Here is a 17,373-nt window from a genome sequence, read left to right as displayed (position 1 = left end):
TCCATTTTATTTCTGGTGAGTAGTGTACTCTTGTACTCATAATAAAATAACCTCCTTTAAAATCATACATATAGTATGTTTCAAAAGAGGTTGTTTTATTTATTCCTGTGTAAAGGGTTCACTTCAATAATAATTAAGGTGTTTTTTCTACTCAAATAAAATATCTACTTTTTCTATACTATAATTGCTGTTCTCAATAGTCATAATAACAAAGTTTATAGGAAGGTTAAATCTTATTTTTCCACAGCTACCCGGATTTAACCAAAGTATATCCTCTATTATTTCACAAAAATATTTATGTGAATGCCCAAATATAATTGCATCAACGTTTTTTAAGTTGGATGAGATATCTTTTTTATTATGAACCATATAAAATCTAATATTGCCTATAGTAAAGTAGAGCTCTTTTGGCAATTTTTCTGCCCACCCACTTTTATCATTGTTTCCTCTTACAACATATGTAGGGGCTATATCTTTTAATTTTTTTAAAACATCTTCTGTATTAATATCTCCACCATGAATTATATAGTCACATGTTTTTAAGTAATTAATCACTTCTTCTCTTAATAGTCCATGAGTATCTGAAATTATGCCTACTTTATATTGTTCTTTCAACTTTATTCTCCCTTTCGTCTATAGATTCTATTTCCTCTTTTTTTATATTATCTTGTTCTTTGTAATGTTCTTGTAATTTATCAGAAGATTCCTCCATACGATTTTCTAATCCTTCTTCATAAATATCTTCGTATAAAAATTCTTCTATGCTAATAGATTTATCATTAGTATTTACTTTTTCATTTCCTTCACCATGTTTTTCAAGAGTAAAATCAATAGCATAGAATGATATATTATTTTTATCTAAAATATTCTTTATGTCAAGTAGAATTTCACTAGCTCTTTTTATGCTAATCTCTTCATCTTGAGCATAAAAAACTATATGACCATATTCTTTTCCCATTTCATTTATATCATAGTTTTTATCAAGTTCTAGCTCCCCTAAATTTATTCCATATACAGGCCCAAATTCACTATATTTACTATCTAAGTCTTCTAATGGCATCTCTTTTAACTCACCAAAGCATATATCACTTTCATATGGAAAATCTTTATCTTCAAATATGCTTTTTAATTTTGAGTTATATTCTTCATCCAATCTTCTATAGGTATTAACTTTTTTGACTACATTATCTTCATAAGAATCGTATTCTACTTTGCCCAAAAAGGACAATCTTATTGAAAAATATGTATCCTTACTTGTAAGTGATTTTATATCTGCATGATAGTAACCATCTTTAAAACTATAATATACATCTGATATTTGTAGTTCCATATCAGAGTAATTTTCTGATACATATTTTTTTGCTTTATTATTTGCTAGTGCTTTAGAAACTGGATTACCTATAAGTCCATTGGCAAACCATAATAGTCCCCCAATTAAAACAAAAGCCGTCATTCCTACCAATACTTTTACCGATTTTTTCATCCTACTTATTCTCCTTTTTAAATGCAATGTAAAGTAAAAATCCAATTACTAAACCCAGTATACACAGACAAGTATAGATAGTAGCCCATGTTCCAGATGATACCATAATTGCCACAAAATCCATTTCATTAGTCTTTATCTCAATAATATACTTAATTGAATTCCATATGTATGTAAGGATAAATATACCTACAGGTACAAAATAACATTTCTGCTTTAGAGCAAAATACCCTAATCCACCAATAAGTGGCATAATAATTACATTATAAAACATCCATTCACTTTCAGAGATTCCAACACCTATAAAAGAACCTAATATAATCATTATCATAGATCCAATGGCAAGCTGATCTTTTATTTTTGAAATAACTTTTCTATCATTCATTTTAATATTTTCATTATTCATTTTATTTATTTCTTCAAAATCATCAAATATTATATTACACGTTTCACACTCATTAATATGTTTTTTTACAGCATTACCGCTATCTTCACTTGCAATACCATCTTTAACAAGTGGAATTAAATCCATACAAATATCACAAGATATTTTATTCATGTAAACATCCCTCCTTTATTAAAATATTCTTTATCTTCTTTTTGGCACGATAATCAATAACTCTAGCTGAACTTTCTGTAATCCCATGTTTTTGAGATATTTCCAAGTAAGAATATCCTTCTATCCTCATTAAAACAATATCCTTTGTTCTTACTGATTCCTGATGTAGTAAATATACTATTTTATTTGAAATATCTTTGTGTATAGCTTTTTCTTCTAAATCTGATTCACTGACAATATAGTGATATACCAAATCATCCAGTGAAGTTGTAAATTTTTCTTTCCTCAGATATTCATACCATTTATTTCTAGCTATAGAAAATAGCCATGTCTTAATACTCGATTCTCCCTTAAATTTATGTATTGATTTAATTGCACTTAAAAAAGTTTCTGACACTAAATCTTCTGAAATGGAGGTATCATTAGTTAAACTTACCAGGTATACAAAAACATCTTGTTTATATTCTTCATATATTTTTTTAATTAACATAACTCCTCCTTTCATATTATTAGTGATGATAAAACAAGTTTTGTTACATTATTTTATAAATTTTTTATTTTCATTTTGTAATCAAAAAAATAGGAGTAAATTACTCCTATTTTATTATAATCTATACTTTCATAAGTAAATTATATTTTGAATCATAATGTAATCCTAAATCATTGCAAATACGATTATTAACCTTAGTTAATGCTTCATGGTATTCTTTATATTTAGGTGATAATAAAATCATATTTGGAATAAATATATCGTTATAACCACTATCTTGTAAACGCTTCATAAATTTTCTTTGTAGGATAAATGCAGGATGATATTTTAAAAATATACTATTTTTCATTTTTACACCTTTTCTAGTTTGCTCTTTTAACTTTTCGTATTCTTCTTCTGATATATTTATAAGTTCTTTAGTTTTTGCATCCATTTTTTCAACCATTTTACTCATCTCTTGTTTAGGCAATAATTTATACATAATAAAACTGTTAAGTTTCATTAATAGGGGTATCTTAACATCTGCATTGTCCCAAAATTCAATAATTCTTTTATATGCATCTTCCTGCTCTTTAGTTTCAATTTTAATTTGTAAATATGGCATAAAATGGTTCATAAAATAATATCCATAAAATCCTGGTATCATATCTTGTATGGCTTTACCTAGTGTTTCATAATCTAAATTTTCATATATTTCATCCACATCATTATTGTCAATAAATCTCTTCAATGATTCAGCTTCATTTCTGCATTCTTCTAATTTATTAATTTTTTCTTTATATATATTATTTAATAATTGGTAATCTTTTTTCTCCAGTAAAATCTTAATATCTTTTATACTAATTCCTAGTTTTCTATACACAGAAATCTCTTTTAAAAGAGCTACATCTTCTTTAGTATAATTTCTATAGCCATTTTCATCTTTATTCACTGATAAAAGACCTTGTTCCTCATAATATTTAATTGCTCTTTTCGTTAAATCAACTTGTTGAATAACTTCATTTATTTGCATATTATTCACTCCTTATTTTAGTATTTGCTACGATTATATTGGTATACGTAAGGTACAAGTCAATAAACTTCTATTTTAATATGCCTCTTTTTATAAGTTCTTCTTTTACACTTGGGTATAACTCTAAGTTAGTATGAGGAATAAAACTAGCAGCCCTCATCTTTCCCAAAAAATCTGTCGCATTACTAAGCTGCAAATATTGAATTTTATTTTTTATTTCTTCTATTTCTTTTAATAGCTCCCCATTTGTAAGCAGTTTATATGCTCCTTTTAAAGAAGTATTTCCCGGGCAAATTATTTTATTATCATCTAAATCCGGATACATTCCTATTGTAACGGCAGACTTTAAGTTTAAATGAGTTCCAAAAGCCCCTGCTACATAAAAACATTCTAAATCATCTAAAGACAATCCTATTTCCTCTAGTAAATAAGCTACCATTGTATGTGCTGCCGACTTAGTTGTTAAAAACTGATTTATATCATTTTGTGTAAATATTAAACTTTCTCCATTAAAACTTTTCTCTTTACATACATATTCAACAGCATATTCATCATCTATCTTAATTATTGCCGGAGAATTTCCTGGTATTAAAGTACCAGAGAAATCAACCCATCGGTTTAAAAATAACTCACTTATTAAATCAACTATTCCCGAGCCACAGATTCCTTTAGGTGCTTCATTATTAATTGTTGTATATATAATCTCGTTATTTATAATTTTTATAGAGTCAATAGCTCCACTACACGCTCTCATTCCAAACTTACTAATACCACCTTCTAAAGCTGGACCTGCAGCCCCTGCTGCTGCAACTAGAAATTCATTATTTCCAATAACAAGTTCTCCATTTGTACCTATATCAATAAGAGCTGATATTTCATTTTTCTTATAAATTTCTGTATATAAAAGTCCACTTACCAAATCTCCTCCAAAATAATTTGCTACTGACGGGAAACAATAAACATATCCCTTTATAGGTATACCTATTTCTTTTCCTTTTATAAATCCACTTTCATTAAATACAGGTGTAAAAGGTGATTGAAAAATAGTCCATGGATTGATTCCTAGTAAAAAATGTGTCATTGTAGTATTTCCACTAACTATCATCATACTACTGTCATATACATTTATATGTGTTTTTTCTTTTATTTTATTTAGTAAATCTATAAAGCTTTCAACTGTACTTTTACAAATCTCCTCTAAGCCATTCTTTTTTTCTTTTGTATAAAATATTCTAGTCAGTATATCCTCTCCATATTTTATTTGCTTATTAAATATGCTCTCTTCAGCTATCACTTCTCCATTATTTAAATTAACTAACTGCATAATTATTGTCGTACTTCCCAAGTCTACAGCTAATCCATAATGGTTATTTGTAGTATCTCCACTTTCAATATTTGTAATAATCCAGTCATATTCCCTTTTAAGCATAGTAACTGTAATTTTAAAGTCATTATCTCTACACATTGGATATAATTTTTTCATTGCTTCATAAGACATTACAACATTTGTATATTTATCTTTTAAAATATTTATTACCTTATCTCTATCTCCTAAAGTGTTATCCTCACTCGGATTTTCTAGTTGAAGATAAATTTTTTTACTTAATGAATTCAATTTGCTATCCCCCATAAATACATTTTTCATATTTAAATATTAGTATATATTGGTAAATATATCATTAATTTATCTCAAACCTTCTAATTTTCTTCTAAGCTCTATCCTTCTTAACTTTTACTAATTTCTTCTTAATCAACATCTCTTTATTATTTTTTAAAAATTCAGTTCCCTTATAATTTAATATATCTACATAAGAGCATATATCTTTGACTTCTATTACTCCGATATCTTCATTATCTATGCCTTCAATATTACTCAAAGCTCCTACAATATCTATTACTCTTATTTTCTTTTTCTTGCCAGCATTTAAATAAATCCTTGTGATTTCTTCATTATAGATTTCTTTTTTGCTATCCCTTTTATTTTTTAATAAACTTTTTTGAAGTTTACTTAACTTTTCTTTTCCAGTATCTACTTTATTTTCATCAATTTTATTTATTTCTTCAATTTTATGTCCTGTGTATGACTCTATATCAGTTAAATATTTTTCTTCATTAAAAGAAACTAGTGTAATTGATTTTCCTATTTTATCTACTCTTCCCGTTCTTCCAATTCTATGAACATAATTTTCTTTGTCTCTAGGCACTTCGTAATTTACTACTAATGAAACATCATCAATATGAATTCCTCTAGAAGTAATATCACTACTTACTAAAATATTAAATTTACATTCTTTAAAGTCTTTTATAATAAAAAGTCTTTTATCCTGAGACATATCTCCATGAATTGCACCTACTAAAAACTTATCCTTTTTCATATTTTTATAAATCTCATCTACTTTATCTCTTGTATTTACAAAAACAATTGTAGAATTTGGACACTCACTATAAATTATATCTTTAAGAGTTTCATATCGGTTTTCTTTATCCACCTTTATGTAGTACTCACTTATCTGTTTTTTAACTTGTACATTATCAATTTTTATATCTATCATTTGAGGTTTTTTCATATATTTGTTACAAACTATATTTATGTTATCATCTATGGTAGCTGAAAACATACCTTTACAACATTCTTTTGGTAGCTTACTAAGTATAGACTCCATATCATCAACAAAACCTTTATTTAGCATTTTATCTGCTTCATCGATTATAAAATACTTTATATTACTTAAGTCTATAGTACCTCTGCCAATATGATCAATTATTCTTCCTGGTGTAGCAACTACTATATGTATTCTTTGCTTTAATTCAGCTATTTGCTCTTTTAATGGTTGCTTTCCAAAAATTGCACTACATCTAACTTTTTTTATTCTGCCTATATTTTGTATCTCTTCTTTAATTTGTAATGCTAATTCCCTTGTTGGAGCTATTATTAGCCCTTGTACACTATTATTATCTATATCTACTTTTTCAACTATCGGTATGGCAAAAGATGCGGTTTTTCCACTTCCTGTTTTGGACTTTACTATTACATCTCTTTCGTCTAATAAACTTGGGATAGCCTCTTCTTGAGCTTTTGACGGTTCCTCATAGTTTAAATTACTTAGTGACCTTATTATATCTTTATTTAAACTAAATTTTTCAAATTTATTATTCATTTTTATCTCCTTAATTTCATAACATCTCTTACTATTATAATTGTCTGATTAATATTATTCAAAACATATAAAAGTTTTCTATACATAGAAAACAATAAAAAATTCGCTTCGCTCATGTCGCCAACGGCTTCGCCCGTTGCTCAAGTAACAAAGCTGGAAATCATATGTTATCTACAGAACAGATAACATATGATTTCCTTACAACTAAAAAAAGCCAGCATTAATATGCTGACTTATAATCTAAGCTGCTGCTTCTTCTTCATTAACTTTTGAATAACTTTTTACTTCTTTAACTAATACAGCCCCTATTATAACTATAGCTACAAGGTCTGCTACTGGTTGAGCAAACCAAACTCCATCAAGTCCTAAAAATTTTGGTAATATCATCATTAAAGGTATTAAGAATATACATTGTCTAAGTAAACTAAGAACTATAGACATTTTTGCTTTTCCAATTGATTGAATATAGTTAGTTCCTATAATTCCCACACTTAATATTGGTAAAGTCATTGTATATTTTTTAAGTCCATTAATTGTTATACCCATAAGCTCCGGATCATTGTTGAACATTCCTACTAAAACTTGTGGTGCTACATTTATTGCTATTGCCCCAACAACAAATATACAAGTAGATGCTATTAAACATATTTGTAAAGCTTTCTTAGCTCTGTAGTAATGCTTTGCTCCATAGTTAAATCCAACTATTGGTTGCATACCTTGACTTATCCCAAATGAAGGCATTAAGAATATCATTGATATTGAACTTATAGTCGCCATAGCACCTATAGCTAAATCTCCTCCATAAGTTTTTAAACTTTGATTACTTATAACTTGTACTAAACTTGCTGCAAGTTGTATTGCAAATGGAGATACACCTATTGCTAAAATAGATTTTGCTGCATTTTTGTTTAATCTTACAGTTGAAGGCTTAAATTCTAAATTAGATTTTTTTCTTAAATAGTATGAAAGCCCCCAAATAGCTGTTATAGCTTGTGATATTATTGTTGCAGTTGCTGCACCTTTTATTCCCATATTAAATTTGAATATGAATAGTGCATCTAAAATTATGTTTGTAGCACATCCAACTGTCATTATAATTGCTGATAATTTAGGATTTCCATCTCCTCTAATAGTGTTATTAAAAAACATTCCGATTATGGAGAATGTTGTTCCTACTATAATTATATCTGTATATGATTTTGCATAGTATAGCGTAGCATCACTAGCTCCAAATAATTTTAATATTTGTTCTGAAAATAGTAGTCCTACTATAGTTAGCGAAATGCCTAATATTACTGATAGTAGCATACCTGTTCCTATAATATTTTGTGCTTCTTCTTTTTTCCCTTGTCCTAATTTTATAGAAACATTTGTTGCCGAACCTACTCCAACAAGCATTCCAAAGGCTAATGCTATTGTTAGTACAGGCATAGTTACACCAAGACCTGCTATTGCCATAGATCCAACATGAGGTATATTTCCAATAAATATTCTATCTACTACATTATAAAGTGCATTTACCATCATACCTATGATAGCTGGAACAGAATATTTTAACAATAATTTTCCAACTGATTGTGATCCTAATTCTGCTTGATTTTTATTCATACATCTTCCTCCTATATATTTATATTCGAGCAAACTTTCCTAAGTAGCTTAATCATTAATTCTCTTTCTTCTTCATCTAGTTGCTCACTCATTTTTTTATCCCATTGATTTAAAATAAAGAATATATTATCCTTCATTCCTTTCCCTTCTTCTGTTAAATAAACTCTATTGGATCTTTTGTCTTTCTCATCTTTTTCTCTTCTTATAAATCCATTTTCCTCTAGCTTTTTTATTGCTCTTGCTGTAGTTCCTTTATCAATTTTAAGAACTTCAGCTAGTTCCTCTTGATTTCTACCATCCTCTATATAAAGTTCTAATAAGAACATGAATTGACCCTGACCTATGTTATATTCCTCAAGACCTCTTCCAATGAAAATACGGCCTTTTCTATATATTTGAGAAATATACTTTCCAATATTGCCACATTCTTTTCTATCCATAAATTTCTCCCCTTTGTTTATTTAGTTGTTAATGCAACTATACTAGTATAACACATTTAGTTGCAATTGCAACTGTATTTTTTGCAAAAAAAATAGAGAATAAATATAAAGTACTATTTACTCTCTATAAAATCCATATAGTTATAAAGTTGAAACTAAATATTTAGTGTAGGCTATAAATGCCTTTGCTTCTTCCATTGTATTATAAAGTCCTAAACTTATTCTTAACATTCCATTTGTAGGTTTATTATTATATGCATTGTAACATGCAGTTTCATCACTTACACCCATCAATCTATTAACATATGGGTGTGCACAAAACTTACCAGGCCTTAAGGCAATTGCCATTTCGTCAGCAAATTTCTTGCCTATTGTTTTATAATTTTCACCATCTATATTGAAAACGATAATACCTAATCTATCATCTATATTTTCATTATCTCCATATAGTATAACTCTGTCTATTTTTTTCATTTCATTTATAAGGAATTCTTTCAACATCATCTCATGCTCATATATATTATCAAAACCAATTTGCTTCAATTGTTGTAATGATCTAGCAGTAGCCATAGCTCCCAATGAGTTTGGGCTACCTGCTTCATGCAAAGCTGGTGGTTCATCCCATATAACATCATAATCAGTAACAGCGTTTACACATGCTCCTCCTTTTAAAAATGGTGTTACATTAGACAAATCTTCAATACGTCCAACAATTACGCCTGTTCCATAAGGAGCATATATTTTGTGACTAGAGAAAACTAAAAAATCAATTTCTTCTTCTGGATTTTGACCTTTCATATTTATTTCTTTATGAGCAACTAATTGAGCACCATCTACTATTATTTTTGCATTATATTTATGACATATTTTAGCTATTTCATGTATTGGATTTACATATCCAGTCACATTTGATGCTCCTGTTACAGTCACGTACTTAATTGTTCCGTTATTCTCTTTTAGTTTATTTTCTATACTATCAACACTGATCCTTCCCATTTTATCTACATCAACATATTCTACTATGGCATTATATCTCCAAGGTAAATCATTTGCATGATGTTCCATTCTTGTTGTGAGTATTTTCTCATCCTTATTTTTAATTAACTCATTGGCTAATAAATTCATGCACTCAGTTGTGGTTTTTCCAAATATGGCAGTATAGCTAGAATCACTTCCCACATTGAAAAAATCTAATATTATTTTTCTTGCATCTTCATACTTTTGAGTAGTTATTTCACTTTTCTGACCTGTCCCCCTAGCTACAGCTCCATATGTTATCAATCCTCTACATAGTTCTCTATAAGATGATTTAAACGATGGTGTAGTTGCTCCATTATCAAATCCTATAGGTATAGCTATATTTCCATTGGCCAATTGAACTGGATTATCTACGCCAATAAATAACCCTCTATATTTATTATAATTATATACATTCATAAATTTAGCCTCCTTTCTCGTGAAATTAGCCTTCACCTAATAATATATATGATTCTTCATTTATAAAGTTCCTTTTCATATACTACAGGTTTAGTATTATTTAATATACAATTTCATATATTTTTACTAGAAGGAGATGAGAATTTGAATAATTTTAAATATTTAAATAGTCAATTTATTATTAGTATTTTATTTATTTTTTTATTTGGTACCTTAAGTCACTTCATTTATAGTTTAACTGGAAACTTATCATTTATTGGAGCCTTTTTCCCTGTTAATGAAAGTATATGGGAACATCTAAAATTATTATTAATTCCTATAATTTCTTGGTGGATATTCTTTTATATTTTTAATAAAAATAAACTATCTATGGATAAAGATAACTGTTTCTTCGCCTCCATAATATCCCTCTTATCTTCTATGATTTTTCAATTATCAGTGTTTTATTTTTATACTGGCGCCTTTGGATTAGAATCTTTTATTATTGACATATTAATTTTTCTTTTTGCTATAATCTTTGGTCAGTTCATAGGACTTCATATTTATAAATACAGTACAGGAATAAATTATAAAATTTCATTTTTTATATTAATAATTATAGTTTTATTCTTTATTTATATAACTTTCAACTCACCTCATTTACCTATTTTTCTTGATAGAAATACAGGTATCTATGGTTTGTAAATACATAAAATAAAGGAATATGATTTTCATCATATTCCTTTATTTTATAATATATATTTACTTATAAAACTTTTCATTTCATTATTTAAATCGCCACAATCTTCTATAGCCTCACATCTTCGACATCTTACTGCTTCCCCTTCTATTGCCGGCTGTATATCTATATTTCCATTATCATATGAAATTAAAAATCCTAAATTTATATCTTCATAAGGATTAATATATGCATCTGACATATTTATTCCTTGTGAACTTTCATTCATTTCATCATTAATAAGATATTTTTGTCCATTTACACAACATAGGTACTGTTCTTTTCTTATACCAAAGAAGTAATATATCTGACCATTATATTTTAATAAGTCCTCAACTTGCTTACTCTTTTCTTCTCCATCTAAATTTCTACTTACACCATTATAACATGATTTTACTTCAAAACTTTTTCCTATTTCCTCATTCATTTTACATAGATCAAAAGTTCTTAATTCCCCACTAAAAAAACTCATCTTATGACACCCCTTTATATGTTTGTAATTATATTGTAATTGAGAATAGTATTATTTTCATTATAAAAAAAATTTTATCCATCTGGTATTTTATACCTATTAAAATTTTAATTATCGCCTTAAGTTGTTGTTTTTCTTTAAAATAAAGATTAGAATGTTATTTGTAACCAAGGCAATATTAAAGTTCGTCAGGCTTAAATTAATATGGAGGTTTATTATGGGAGAAGAAAAAATTAGTTTTAAGGAGTTTATGTATGAAACATTTCTTCTTATAGTAGGTTGTTTTTTATTAGCATTATCATTTGTGTTATTTTTTGATCCTCATTCAATAGCACCCGGAGGATTAACAGGATTAGCAGTAATAATTAATTATTTATTCAGCATACCTTTATGGCTAGTAAACTTATTTTTTAACGTACCATTATTCATCATCGCTTATAAGGTTTTAACAAAAAGGGAGTGTTTGAAAACCTTATTAGGCATAGTATTCTTTACTTTAGCATTAAACTTATGCGAAAATTTTGCAACCCTTGAGATTACCAACGATGTATTATTAGCAACCCTTACTGGTGGTGTAATTTTAGGATTAGGACTTGGTATAATATTTAAAATCAACGGAACAACAGGTGGTACTGATTTAATAGGATTAATATTAAACAGATGGTTTCCATCAGTTAGTGTTCCAAAATTAATGGGGGTAGCTGATTTTATAGTTGTTGTATCATCAATATTTGCTACTGGGAAAGTAGAAATTGGTTTATACTCTGCCATAGGATTATACATTGCTGTTCTAGTAAGTGATATGGTTATCCAAGGTATTTATAGCGCTAAATCATTTACTATAATATCAAATTCACCAGATGAAATATCTAATGCTATATTAGAAAAGATGAGTAGAGGTGTTACTATTCTTAATGCTAAAGGTGGTTATACCAAAGAAGATAAGGATGCTCTACTTGTTGTAGTTGGAAAGAGAGAAGTATCTACTCTAAGAAAAATAGTTAAAACTGTAGACCCTAATGCATTTGTAGTTATTACGGATGTTCACGAGGCACTTGGGGAAGGGTTCAAACAAATGTATTAGAAAAATTAATGGTGGTATCATTTTTGATACCACCCTTTTATATCTATAATTTTATAAAATTAGGCTTCATTTTATCAAAAGTACAAATATATTTATATCCCATTTCTTCCAATCCTTTATAAATTCGTTTAAATTCATGAGCTACTTGAGCTGGATTGTGAGAATCAGAACCTGTAGTAATAATTTCACCACCAAGCTCTTTGTATCTTTTTAATATGTATGATGAAGGCGTTAAATCTGGTAACTTATATCTAAAACTAGATGTATTAATCTCAACTCCTTTACCATCGTATATCGCCATTTTTAATATTTCATCAATTTCATCACTAAATACTTTATCATCAATTATATTGTTCAAATCACCATATCTTTTTACACAATCTACATGCCCTAGGACAGAATAATTTTTAAATTTTCTAATAATATTATATAAAATTTCATAATATTGTCTATAAGCTTCAAACTGTGATTTATCTTGATAAAAATGTCTTTCTATTAAATCCAATTTATTAATCGTATGAATTGATGCTATAACAAAATCGAACTCATTTTTTCTATATCTTCCATGCATTTACATAGAGTATGATTTTGTAATCCCATTTCTATTCCTCTTTTAATGATTACCTTATCCTTATACTTATTTTGAAAATATTCAAGATTTCTAAAATATTCATTATAATCGACAGTATGATCTTCTTCTATATTATTTGTAATAATACTATAATCTACATGATCAGTAAAACAAATCTCTTTTAATCCTAACTCTATAGATTTATTTATCATATCCTCCATAGGAGTATTACTGTCATCCGAAAAGCTACAATGCATATGATAATCGTAATACATATTCTTATCTCCCTTTATTTTAAAATTTCTAATACTATATTATTATAAACAAAAAAAATCGTTTAAAATAATATTTTTATTTTTAAACGATTTAAATTTATTTTATCTATTAATTATTTTACTTCGCTATAGTTTTTCAAAGAATTCTTCATTGTAAATGGTAAATATTTTATTATTAACACTGCAAATAAACAAGTTCCTACTTTATCGATTAAATTATTTCCTATTTTTGCAATAAATGATGCAGCAAATATACTGCTACCACTATTTCTTAACCACATAACAATTACATCCGATGCTGTACCTGTTAGTCCTCCATAAATAGCAATTCCTATTGGTGTTCCTATCAAAGGACAAACAACAGCAAGCACCAATCCTGTTATTAATGCGGTTACATATGTAAATTTAAATTTCTTAGCAACAAACCCTACTATTAAAGCTACTACCACATTTACTAATAAAAATGGAATATCTCTTATACTATACATAAATCCTGTTATTATATTTGTTAATGCTCCCACTATAGCTCCTGGCACTGGCCCCATAAGTACTGCTGTTATAACTGTTCCTAATGTATCTAAATACAATGGCAACTTAAGTGCATTTGTAGCTATTCCCAATACAATATTTACTGCTATTGCTAAACCACAAAAAGTTATCATTCTTGACTTGCTACTATTCATGACATTTCCCCCTTTTTTCTTGCATTTCAGTTGAATTATATCATGATTTTATTGTTGTTCCAACGAATTAGATTCATATATATAAAAATTCGATACAACCTATAAACTATAATTTTTTTAAATAAGTAATTTCATCTTTTAAAGTTCTAATTGGTATACTTATACTATTATCATTCAATAATTTTTTTAATTCTTCCATAAATACACCAGATTCATTTTCTAGGATTATACTTTCTATTTTTTCATTTAGTGTTGTACATCCTCCCAACTCTCCTCCATAATTCCCTTTACAAGTGAAATTATATCCGCAACTAGGGCTACCATCTATAGCCACTATACCTATTACTTGAAATTTTTCTTTATTGCTATAGTATTCTATTAGCTGATCTATTACAGGATTTAATATATTCTTACAATGATTTCTGAAAAATGGATTATCAAACTGATCTTTGACATGTCCCCAACGTTTTGCTCCATACATAGTAAACTCTGGACATGGTAATTGTAATAATTCTATATCTTTTTCAAAAACTTCTTTCAATAATTCTTTTCTTAACTCATTTTCTTCATTAATTTCTTCAACATTATAACTTTTAACTTTTGATGCTCTATTTAAAATACAATGAGTTACTACCAAAATTCTTTTCATATTTTCCCCTTATCTTCCCTTCAATTATTATTTTTATTTATTATACATTAAAAAAGCCACGGTATTTTGCTTTTACCATAGCTTTATATAAAATTCTAAATTATTTTTACATCATTTTTTACATCATAAAGAAGAAGTATGCTAATAGAATAATACCAAGTATTATTCTATACCATCCAAACACTTTAAAGTCATGTTTTTTGATATATCCCATAAGGAATTTAATTGCCCATACAGATACTACAAATGAAACTACTGTACCTACACCTAAAACAATAAGTTCAAAACTTGTAAACGCAAATCCAAATTTCACTAATTTAAGTAAACTTGCTCCAAACATTACTGGTATAGCTAAGAAGAATGTAAACTCTGCTGCCACTTCTCTTGATACACCAATTAGTAATGCTCCTAATATAGTTGCCCCTGAACGAGATGTTCCTGGGAAAACTGCTGCTATTAATTGGAATAATCCTATAATTACAGCCATTTTATATGTAAGTTGATTCATATTTGTAACTAAAGGTCTCTTACCTTTGTTGTGATTTTCAACTACTATAAATAAAATACCAAATATAATAAGCATAGTAGCTACTGTTTGGAAATTATAAAATAGTGCATTTATTTGGTCATCCCATAATAGACCAACCACAGCTGCTGGAACACAAGCAATTACTATTTTAACCCACATAATAATTATATCAGTTTCTACAAATGGTTTCTTATTGAAGTTAAATGGAAAAATCTTCTTCCAATATAAAATTACAACTGCCATTATTGCACCTAACTGTATAACAACAAAGAACATTTCTTTGAAAGCTGGCGACATTCCTAGTTGTAAAAATTCATCTACTAGTATCATATGACCTGTACTACTTACTGGAAGCCACTCTGTAATCCCTTCGATAATACCTAATATAATGGCTTTAAATATTTCTATCCATTCCATGTTTATTCACCTCGTTTATATTTTCTTTATTTAAACAAAAAAATATCCTAAATAATTTTAGGTCTTTTTCTAGTATACCATATAAAGTATGACTTGGCCTTATAATTTTATACTTATGTTTTATAATAAAGCTTAAAATTTTTCAATATAAAAGAGTTATCTAAAGTATATTTAAGATAACTCTTCTATCTTTATGATCTTCTATGCTATTTTTTCTGATTTTTCTTTGCTACTTTTAACCCTAGGAAGTCCAAATCCTATAGCAATTATCCCACATACAAACATTAATATTGGATAATATAAGTACCCAATTATTGCAAATGGCGATATACCAGCAAGTCCTGCCGCAGTTAATAATTGTGCTCCATAAGGAATTATACCTTGCCATACAGATGAGAATATATCTAATATACTAGCCGATTTTTTTGCACCTATTTCATATTCATCCGCTATATTTTTAGCTAACGGTCCAGCCATTACTATAGCTATTGTATTGTTTGCAGTACATAAATCTACTACACTAACTAATGCTGCTATTCCAAATTCAGCACCTTTTTTATTCTTAATTTTACTTTGTATAAAGTTAAGAACGAAATCTATTCCTCCGTTAAACTTAATAAGTTCAACCATTCCTCCAACTACTACAGATATCATACAAAGTTCGAACATTCCTGCCATTCCTTCTGATACGGCTGTTATTATTCCAAATAAATCTAGTGAACCTGTTATTATTCCTATAATTCCTGCAAATATTACTCCTCCACCAAGAAGTAAAAATACATTTGCACCAAGCACTGCGCCTATCAGCACAAATAAATATGGTAAAACTTTTATTAATTCATAACTATATGTTTCACTTGATACACTTACATATCCTCTACTCATTACAGTTAATAATATTATAGTTACTATTGCTGCTGGTAATACTATTGCAAAGTTTACTTTAAACTTATCTCTCATTTCACAACCTTGAGTTCTTGTAGCTGCAATTGTTGTATCAGATATCATCGATAAGTTATCTCCAAACATTGCTCCACCTACTACAGCTCCTAAAACTAAAGCTACTGGTATTCCAGTTTTTGCTGCAACTGCCACACCTATCGGACCTATAGCAGCTATTGTTCCAACAGATGTTCCCATTGATATTGATATAAAGCATCCTATAACAAATAATCCTGTAACTAATAAGTTTGCTGGTACAACAGATAGACCTAAGTTTACCACTGAATCAGCTCCACCTATAGCTTTTGATACTCCACTGAAAGCTCCTGCAAATAAGAATATTATAAGCATTAAAATAATATCTTTATTTCCTCCACCTTTACAGAATACTTCCATTTTTGTATTGAAATCTACTTTTCTATTAAATACAAATGCCACTGCTGTTGAAATTATAAATGCTACTAAAGTAGGCATTTTATAAAAATCTCCACTTATAATTCCACTTCCAATAAATAATACTAAAAATACTCCTAACGGTAATAATGCCAATGCACTACCTTTTGTTCTTTCATCACTCATGACTTTCTCCCTTCCTATGTAGTACTTACTATAATTTTAAATATAAAAAAAGCTTGAGAATAATCTCAAGCTCTAATAAACTAAGTTATTCCTCATCTTTCAGCCTTCGCTGCAGGATTTAGCACCTTATTATATATAAAAAATATATATCGGTTGCTGGGTATCTCAGGGCCTGTCCCTCCACCACTCTTGATAAGTAAGTAAATATTTGTTTTTTATTATAAATAATATACTAAAATATTTTTTATTTATTGTCAAGATTTTTTA

At 28.1% G+C, this 17,373-nt stretch carries 19 protein-coding genes and 1 riboswitch; of the genes, 2 read left to right on the top strand and 17 right to left on the bottom strand.

Annotation, left to right across the window (positions count from 1 at the left end; translation table 11 throughout):
• Window positions 1-147 precede the first annotated feature (147 nt).
• The 10 genes from QX51_RS05810 to QX51_RS05765 form a co-directional block, all read right to left on the bottom strand.
• Window positions 148-615: a metallophosphoesterase family protein gene (locus QX51_RS05810; RefSeq protein ID WP_039678965.1), complete on the bottom strand. Its 468-nt coding sequence runs from the start codon at window positions 613-615 to the stop codon at window positions 148-150.
• Window positions 599-1,483 carry a YfjL-like protein gene (locus tag QX51_RS19385; protein WP_052232900.1) on the bottom strand — a complete coding sequence of 295 codons (885 nt, stop codon included), beginning with the start codon at window positions 1,481-1,483 and terminating at the stop codon, window positions 599-601. The genes QX51_RS05810 and QX51_RS19385 overlap by 17 nt, the downstream gene beginning before the upstream one ends.
• A 1-nt stretch (window position 1,484) precedes the next feature.
• Complete coding sequence (locus QX51_RS05800) at window positions 1,485-2,042, bottom strand: zf-HC2 domain-containing protein (RefSeq protein WP_039678964.1); 558 nt, start codon at window positions 2,040-2,042, stop codon at window positions 1,485-1,487.
• The gene (locus tag QX51_RS05795) at window positions 2,035-2,532 is read right to left on the bottom strand and encodes an RNA polymerase sigma factor (RefSeq protein ID WP_242842695.1); all 498 of its coding nucleotides are present in this window, start codon (window positions 2,530-2,532) and stop codon (window positions 2,035-2,037) included. The genes QX51_RS05800 and QX51_RS05795 overlap by 8 nt, the downstream gene beginning before the upstream one ends.
• Before the next feature lie 121 nt (window positions 2,533-2,653).
• Window positions 2,654-3,544, bottom strand: a complete 891-nt coding sequence (locus QX51_RS05790; RefSeq protein WP_039678962.1) for a MerR family transcriptional regulator — start codon at window positions 3,542-3,544, stop codon at window positions 2,654-2,656.
• 70 nt (window positions 3,545-3,614) lie between these two features.
• Window positions 3,615-5,159, bottom strand: coding sequence for an ASKHA domain-containing protein (locus QX51_RS05785; RefSeq protein ID WP_052232899.1), 1,545 nt, complete (start codon window positions 5,157-5,159; stop codon window positions 3,615-3,617).
• A 94-nt stretch (window positions 5,160-5,253) separates the two neighbouring features.
• Window positions 5,254-6,702 carry a DEAD/DEAH box helicase gene (locus tag QX51_RS05780; protein WP_039678960.1) on the bottom strand — a complete coding sequence of 483 codons (1,449 nt, stop codon included), beginning with the start codon at window positions 6,700-6,702 and terminating at the stop codon, window positions 5,254-5,256.
• A 240-nt stretch (window positions 6,703-6,942) separates the two neighbouring features.
• A complete protein-coding gene (locus QX51_RS05775) occupies window positions 6,943-8,310 on the bottom strand; it encodes an MATE family efflux transporter (protein ID WP_039678959.1) in 1,368 nt (455 codons plus the stop codon).
• 11 nt (window positions 8,311-8,321) lie between these two features.
• Window positions 8,322-8,750 carry a MarR family winged helix-turn-helix transcriptional regulator gene (locus QX51_RS05770; RefSeq protein ID WP_039678958.1) on the bottom strand — a complete coding sequence of 143 codons (429 nt, stop codon included), beginning with the start codon at window positions 8,748-8,750 and terminating at the stop codon, window positions 8,322-8,324.
• A gap of 141 nt (window positions 8,751-8,891) precedes the next feature.
• Window positions 8,892-10,187 carry an aminotransferase class V-fold PLP-dependent enzyme gene (locus QX51_RS05765; protein WP_039678957.1) on the bottom strand — a complete coding sequence of 432 codons (1,296 nt, stop codon included), beginning with the start codon at window positions 10,185-10,187 and terminating at the stop codon, window positions 8,892-8,894.
• 144 nt (window positions 10,188-10,331) lie between these two features.
• Between QX51_RS05765 and QX51_RS21770 the strand changes: the two genes are divergently transcribed.
• Window positions 10,332-10,871 carry a DUF6512 family protein gene (locus QX51_RS21770; RefSeq protein WP_039678956.1) on the top strand — a complete coding sequence of 180 codons (540 nt, stop codon included), beginning with the start codon at window positions 10,332-10,334 and terminating at the stop codon, window positions 10,869-10,871.
• A gap of 44 nt (window positions 10,872-10,915) precedes the next feature.
• Here QX51_RS21770 and QX51_RS05755 read toward each other — a convergent pair whose 3' ends face one another.
• The gene (locus QX51_RS05755; protein ID WP_039678955.1) at window positions 10,916-11,377 is read right to left on the bottom strand and encodes a hypothetical protein; all 462 of its coding nucleotides are present in this window, start codon (window positions 11,375-11,377) and stop codon (window positions 10,916-10,918) included.
• A gap of 217 nt (window positions 11,378-11,594) precedes the next feature.
• Between QX51_RS05755 and QX51_RS05750 the strand changes: the two genes are divergently transcribed.
• Window positions 11,595-12,461: a YitT family protein gene (locus tag QX51_RS05750; RefSeq protein ID WP_039678954.1), complete on the top strand. Its 867-nt coding sequence runs from the start codon at window positions 11,595-11,597 to the stop codon at window positions 12,459-12,461.
• 43 nt (window positions 12,462-12,504) lie between these two features.
• Here the strand turns inward: QX51_RS05750 and QX51_RS05745 are convergent, their stop codons facing one another.
• The 6 genes from QX51_RS05745 to QX51_RS05725 all read right to left on the bottom strand — a co-directional run bounded on the left by QX51_RS05745 (window position 12,505) and on the right by QX51_RS05725 (window position 17,106).
• Window positions 12,505-13,032 carry a histidinol-phosphatase HisJ family protein gene (locus tag QX51_RS05745; RefSeq protein WP_330376041.1) on the bottom strand — a complete coding sequence of 176 codons (528 nt, stop codon included), beginning with the start codon at window positions 13,030-13,032 and terminating at the stop codon, window positions 12,505-12,507.
• A complete protein-coding gene (locus QX51_RS21560) occupies window positions 12,990-13,307 on the bottom strand; it encodes a PHP domain-containing protein (RefSeq protein WP_330376040.1) in 318 nt (105 codons plus the stop codon). The genes QX51_RS05745 and QX51_RS21560 overlap by 43 nt, the downstream gene beginning before the upstream one ends.
• A 113-nt stretch (window positions 13,308-13,420) precedes the next feature.
• On the bottom strand, window positions 13,421-13,990 hold the full coding sequence (locus tag QX51_RS05740; protein WP_039678953.1) for a CD3073 family putative ECF transporter S component: 570 nt from the start codon (window positions 13,988-13,990) through the stop codon (window positions 13,421-13,423).
• A 106-nt stretch (window positions 13,991-14,096) separates the two neighbouring features.
• Complete coding sequence (locus tag QX51_RS05735) at window positions 14,097-14,639, bottom strand: CD3072 family TudS-related putative desulfidase (protein ID WP_039678952.1); 543 nt, start codon at window positions 14,637-14,639, stop codon at window positions 14,097-14,099.
• A gap of 118 nt (window positions 14,640-14,757) precedes the next feature.
• On the bottom strand, window positions 14,758-15,585 hold the full coding sequence (locus tag QX51_RS05730; RefSeq protein ID WP_039678951.1) for an undecaprenyl-diphosphate phosphatase: 828 nt from the start codon (window positions 15,583-15,585) through the stop codon (window positions 14,758-14,760).
• Between the two features lie 201 nt (window positions 15,586-15,786).
• The gene (locus tag QX51_RS05725; protein ID WP_039678950.1) at window positions 15,787-17,106 is read right to left on the bottom strand and encodes a Na+/H+ antiporter NhaC family protein; all 1,320 of its coding nucleotides are present in this window, start codon (window positions 17,104-17,106) and stop codon (window positions 15,787-15,789) included.
• An 89-nt stretch (window positions 17,107-17,195) separates the two neighbouring features.
• A riboswitch (SAM riboswitch) is annotated at window positions 17,196-17,305 on the bottom strand.
• Window positions 17,306-17,373 lie beyond the last annotated feature (68 nt).

Origin of the sequence: Terrisporobacter othiniensis (assembly GCF_000808015.1) — a bacterium.
GTDB classification, from domain to species: Bacteria; Bacillota; Clostridia; order Peptostreptococcales; family Peptostreptococcaceae; genus Terrisporobacter; species Terrisporobacter muris.
Note: the sequence above shows the minus strand (reverse complement) of the source record. Positions and strands in the feature narration are given on the sequence as shown.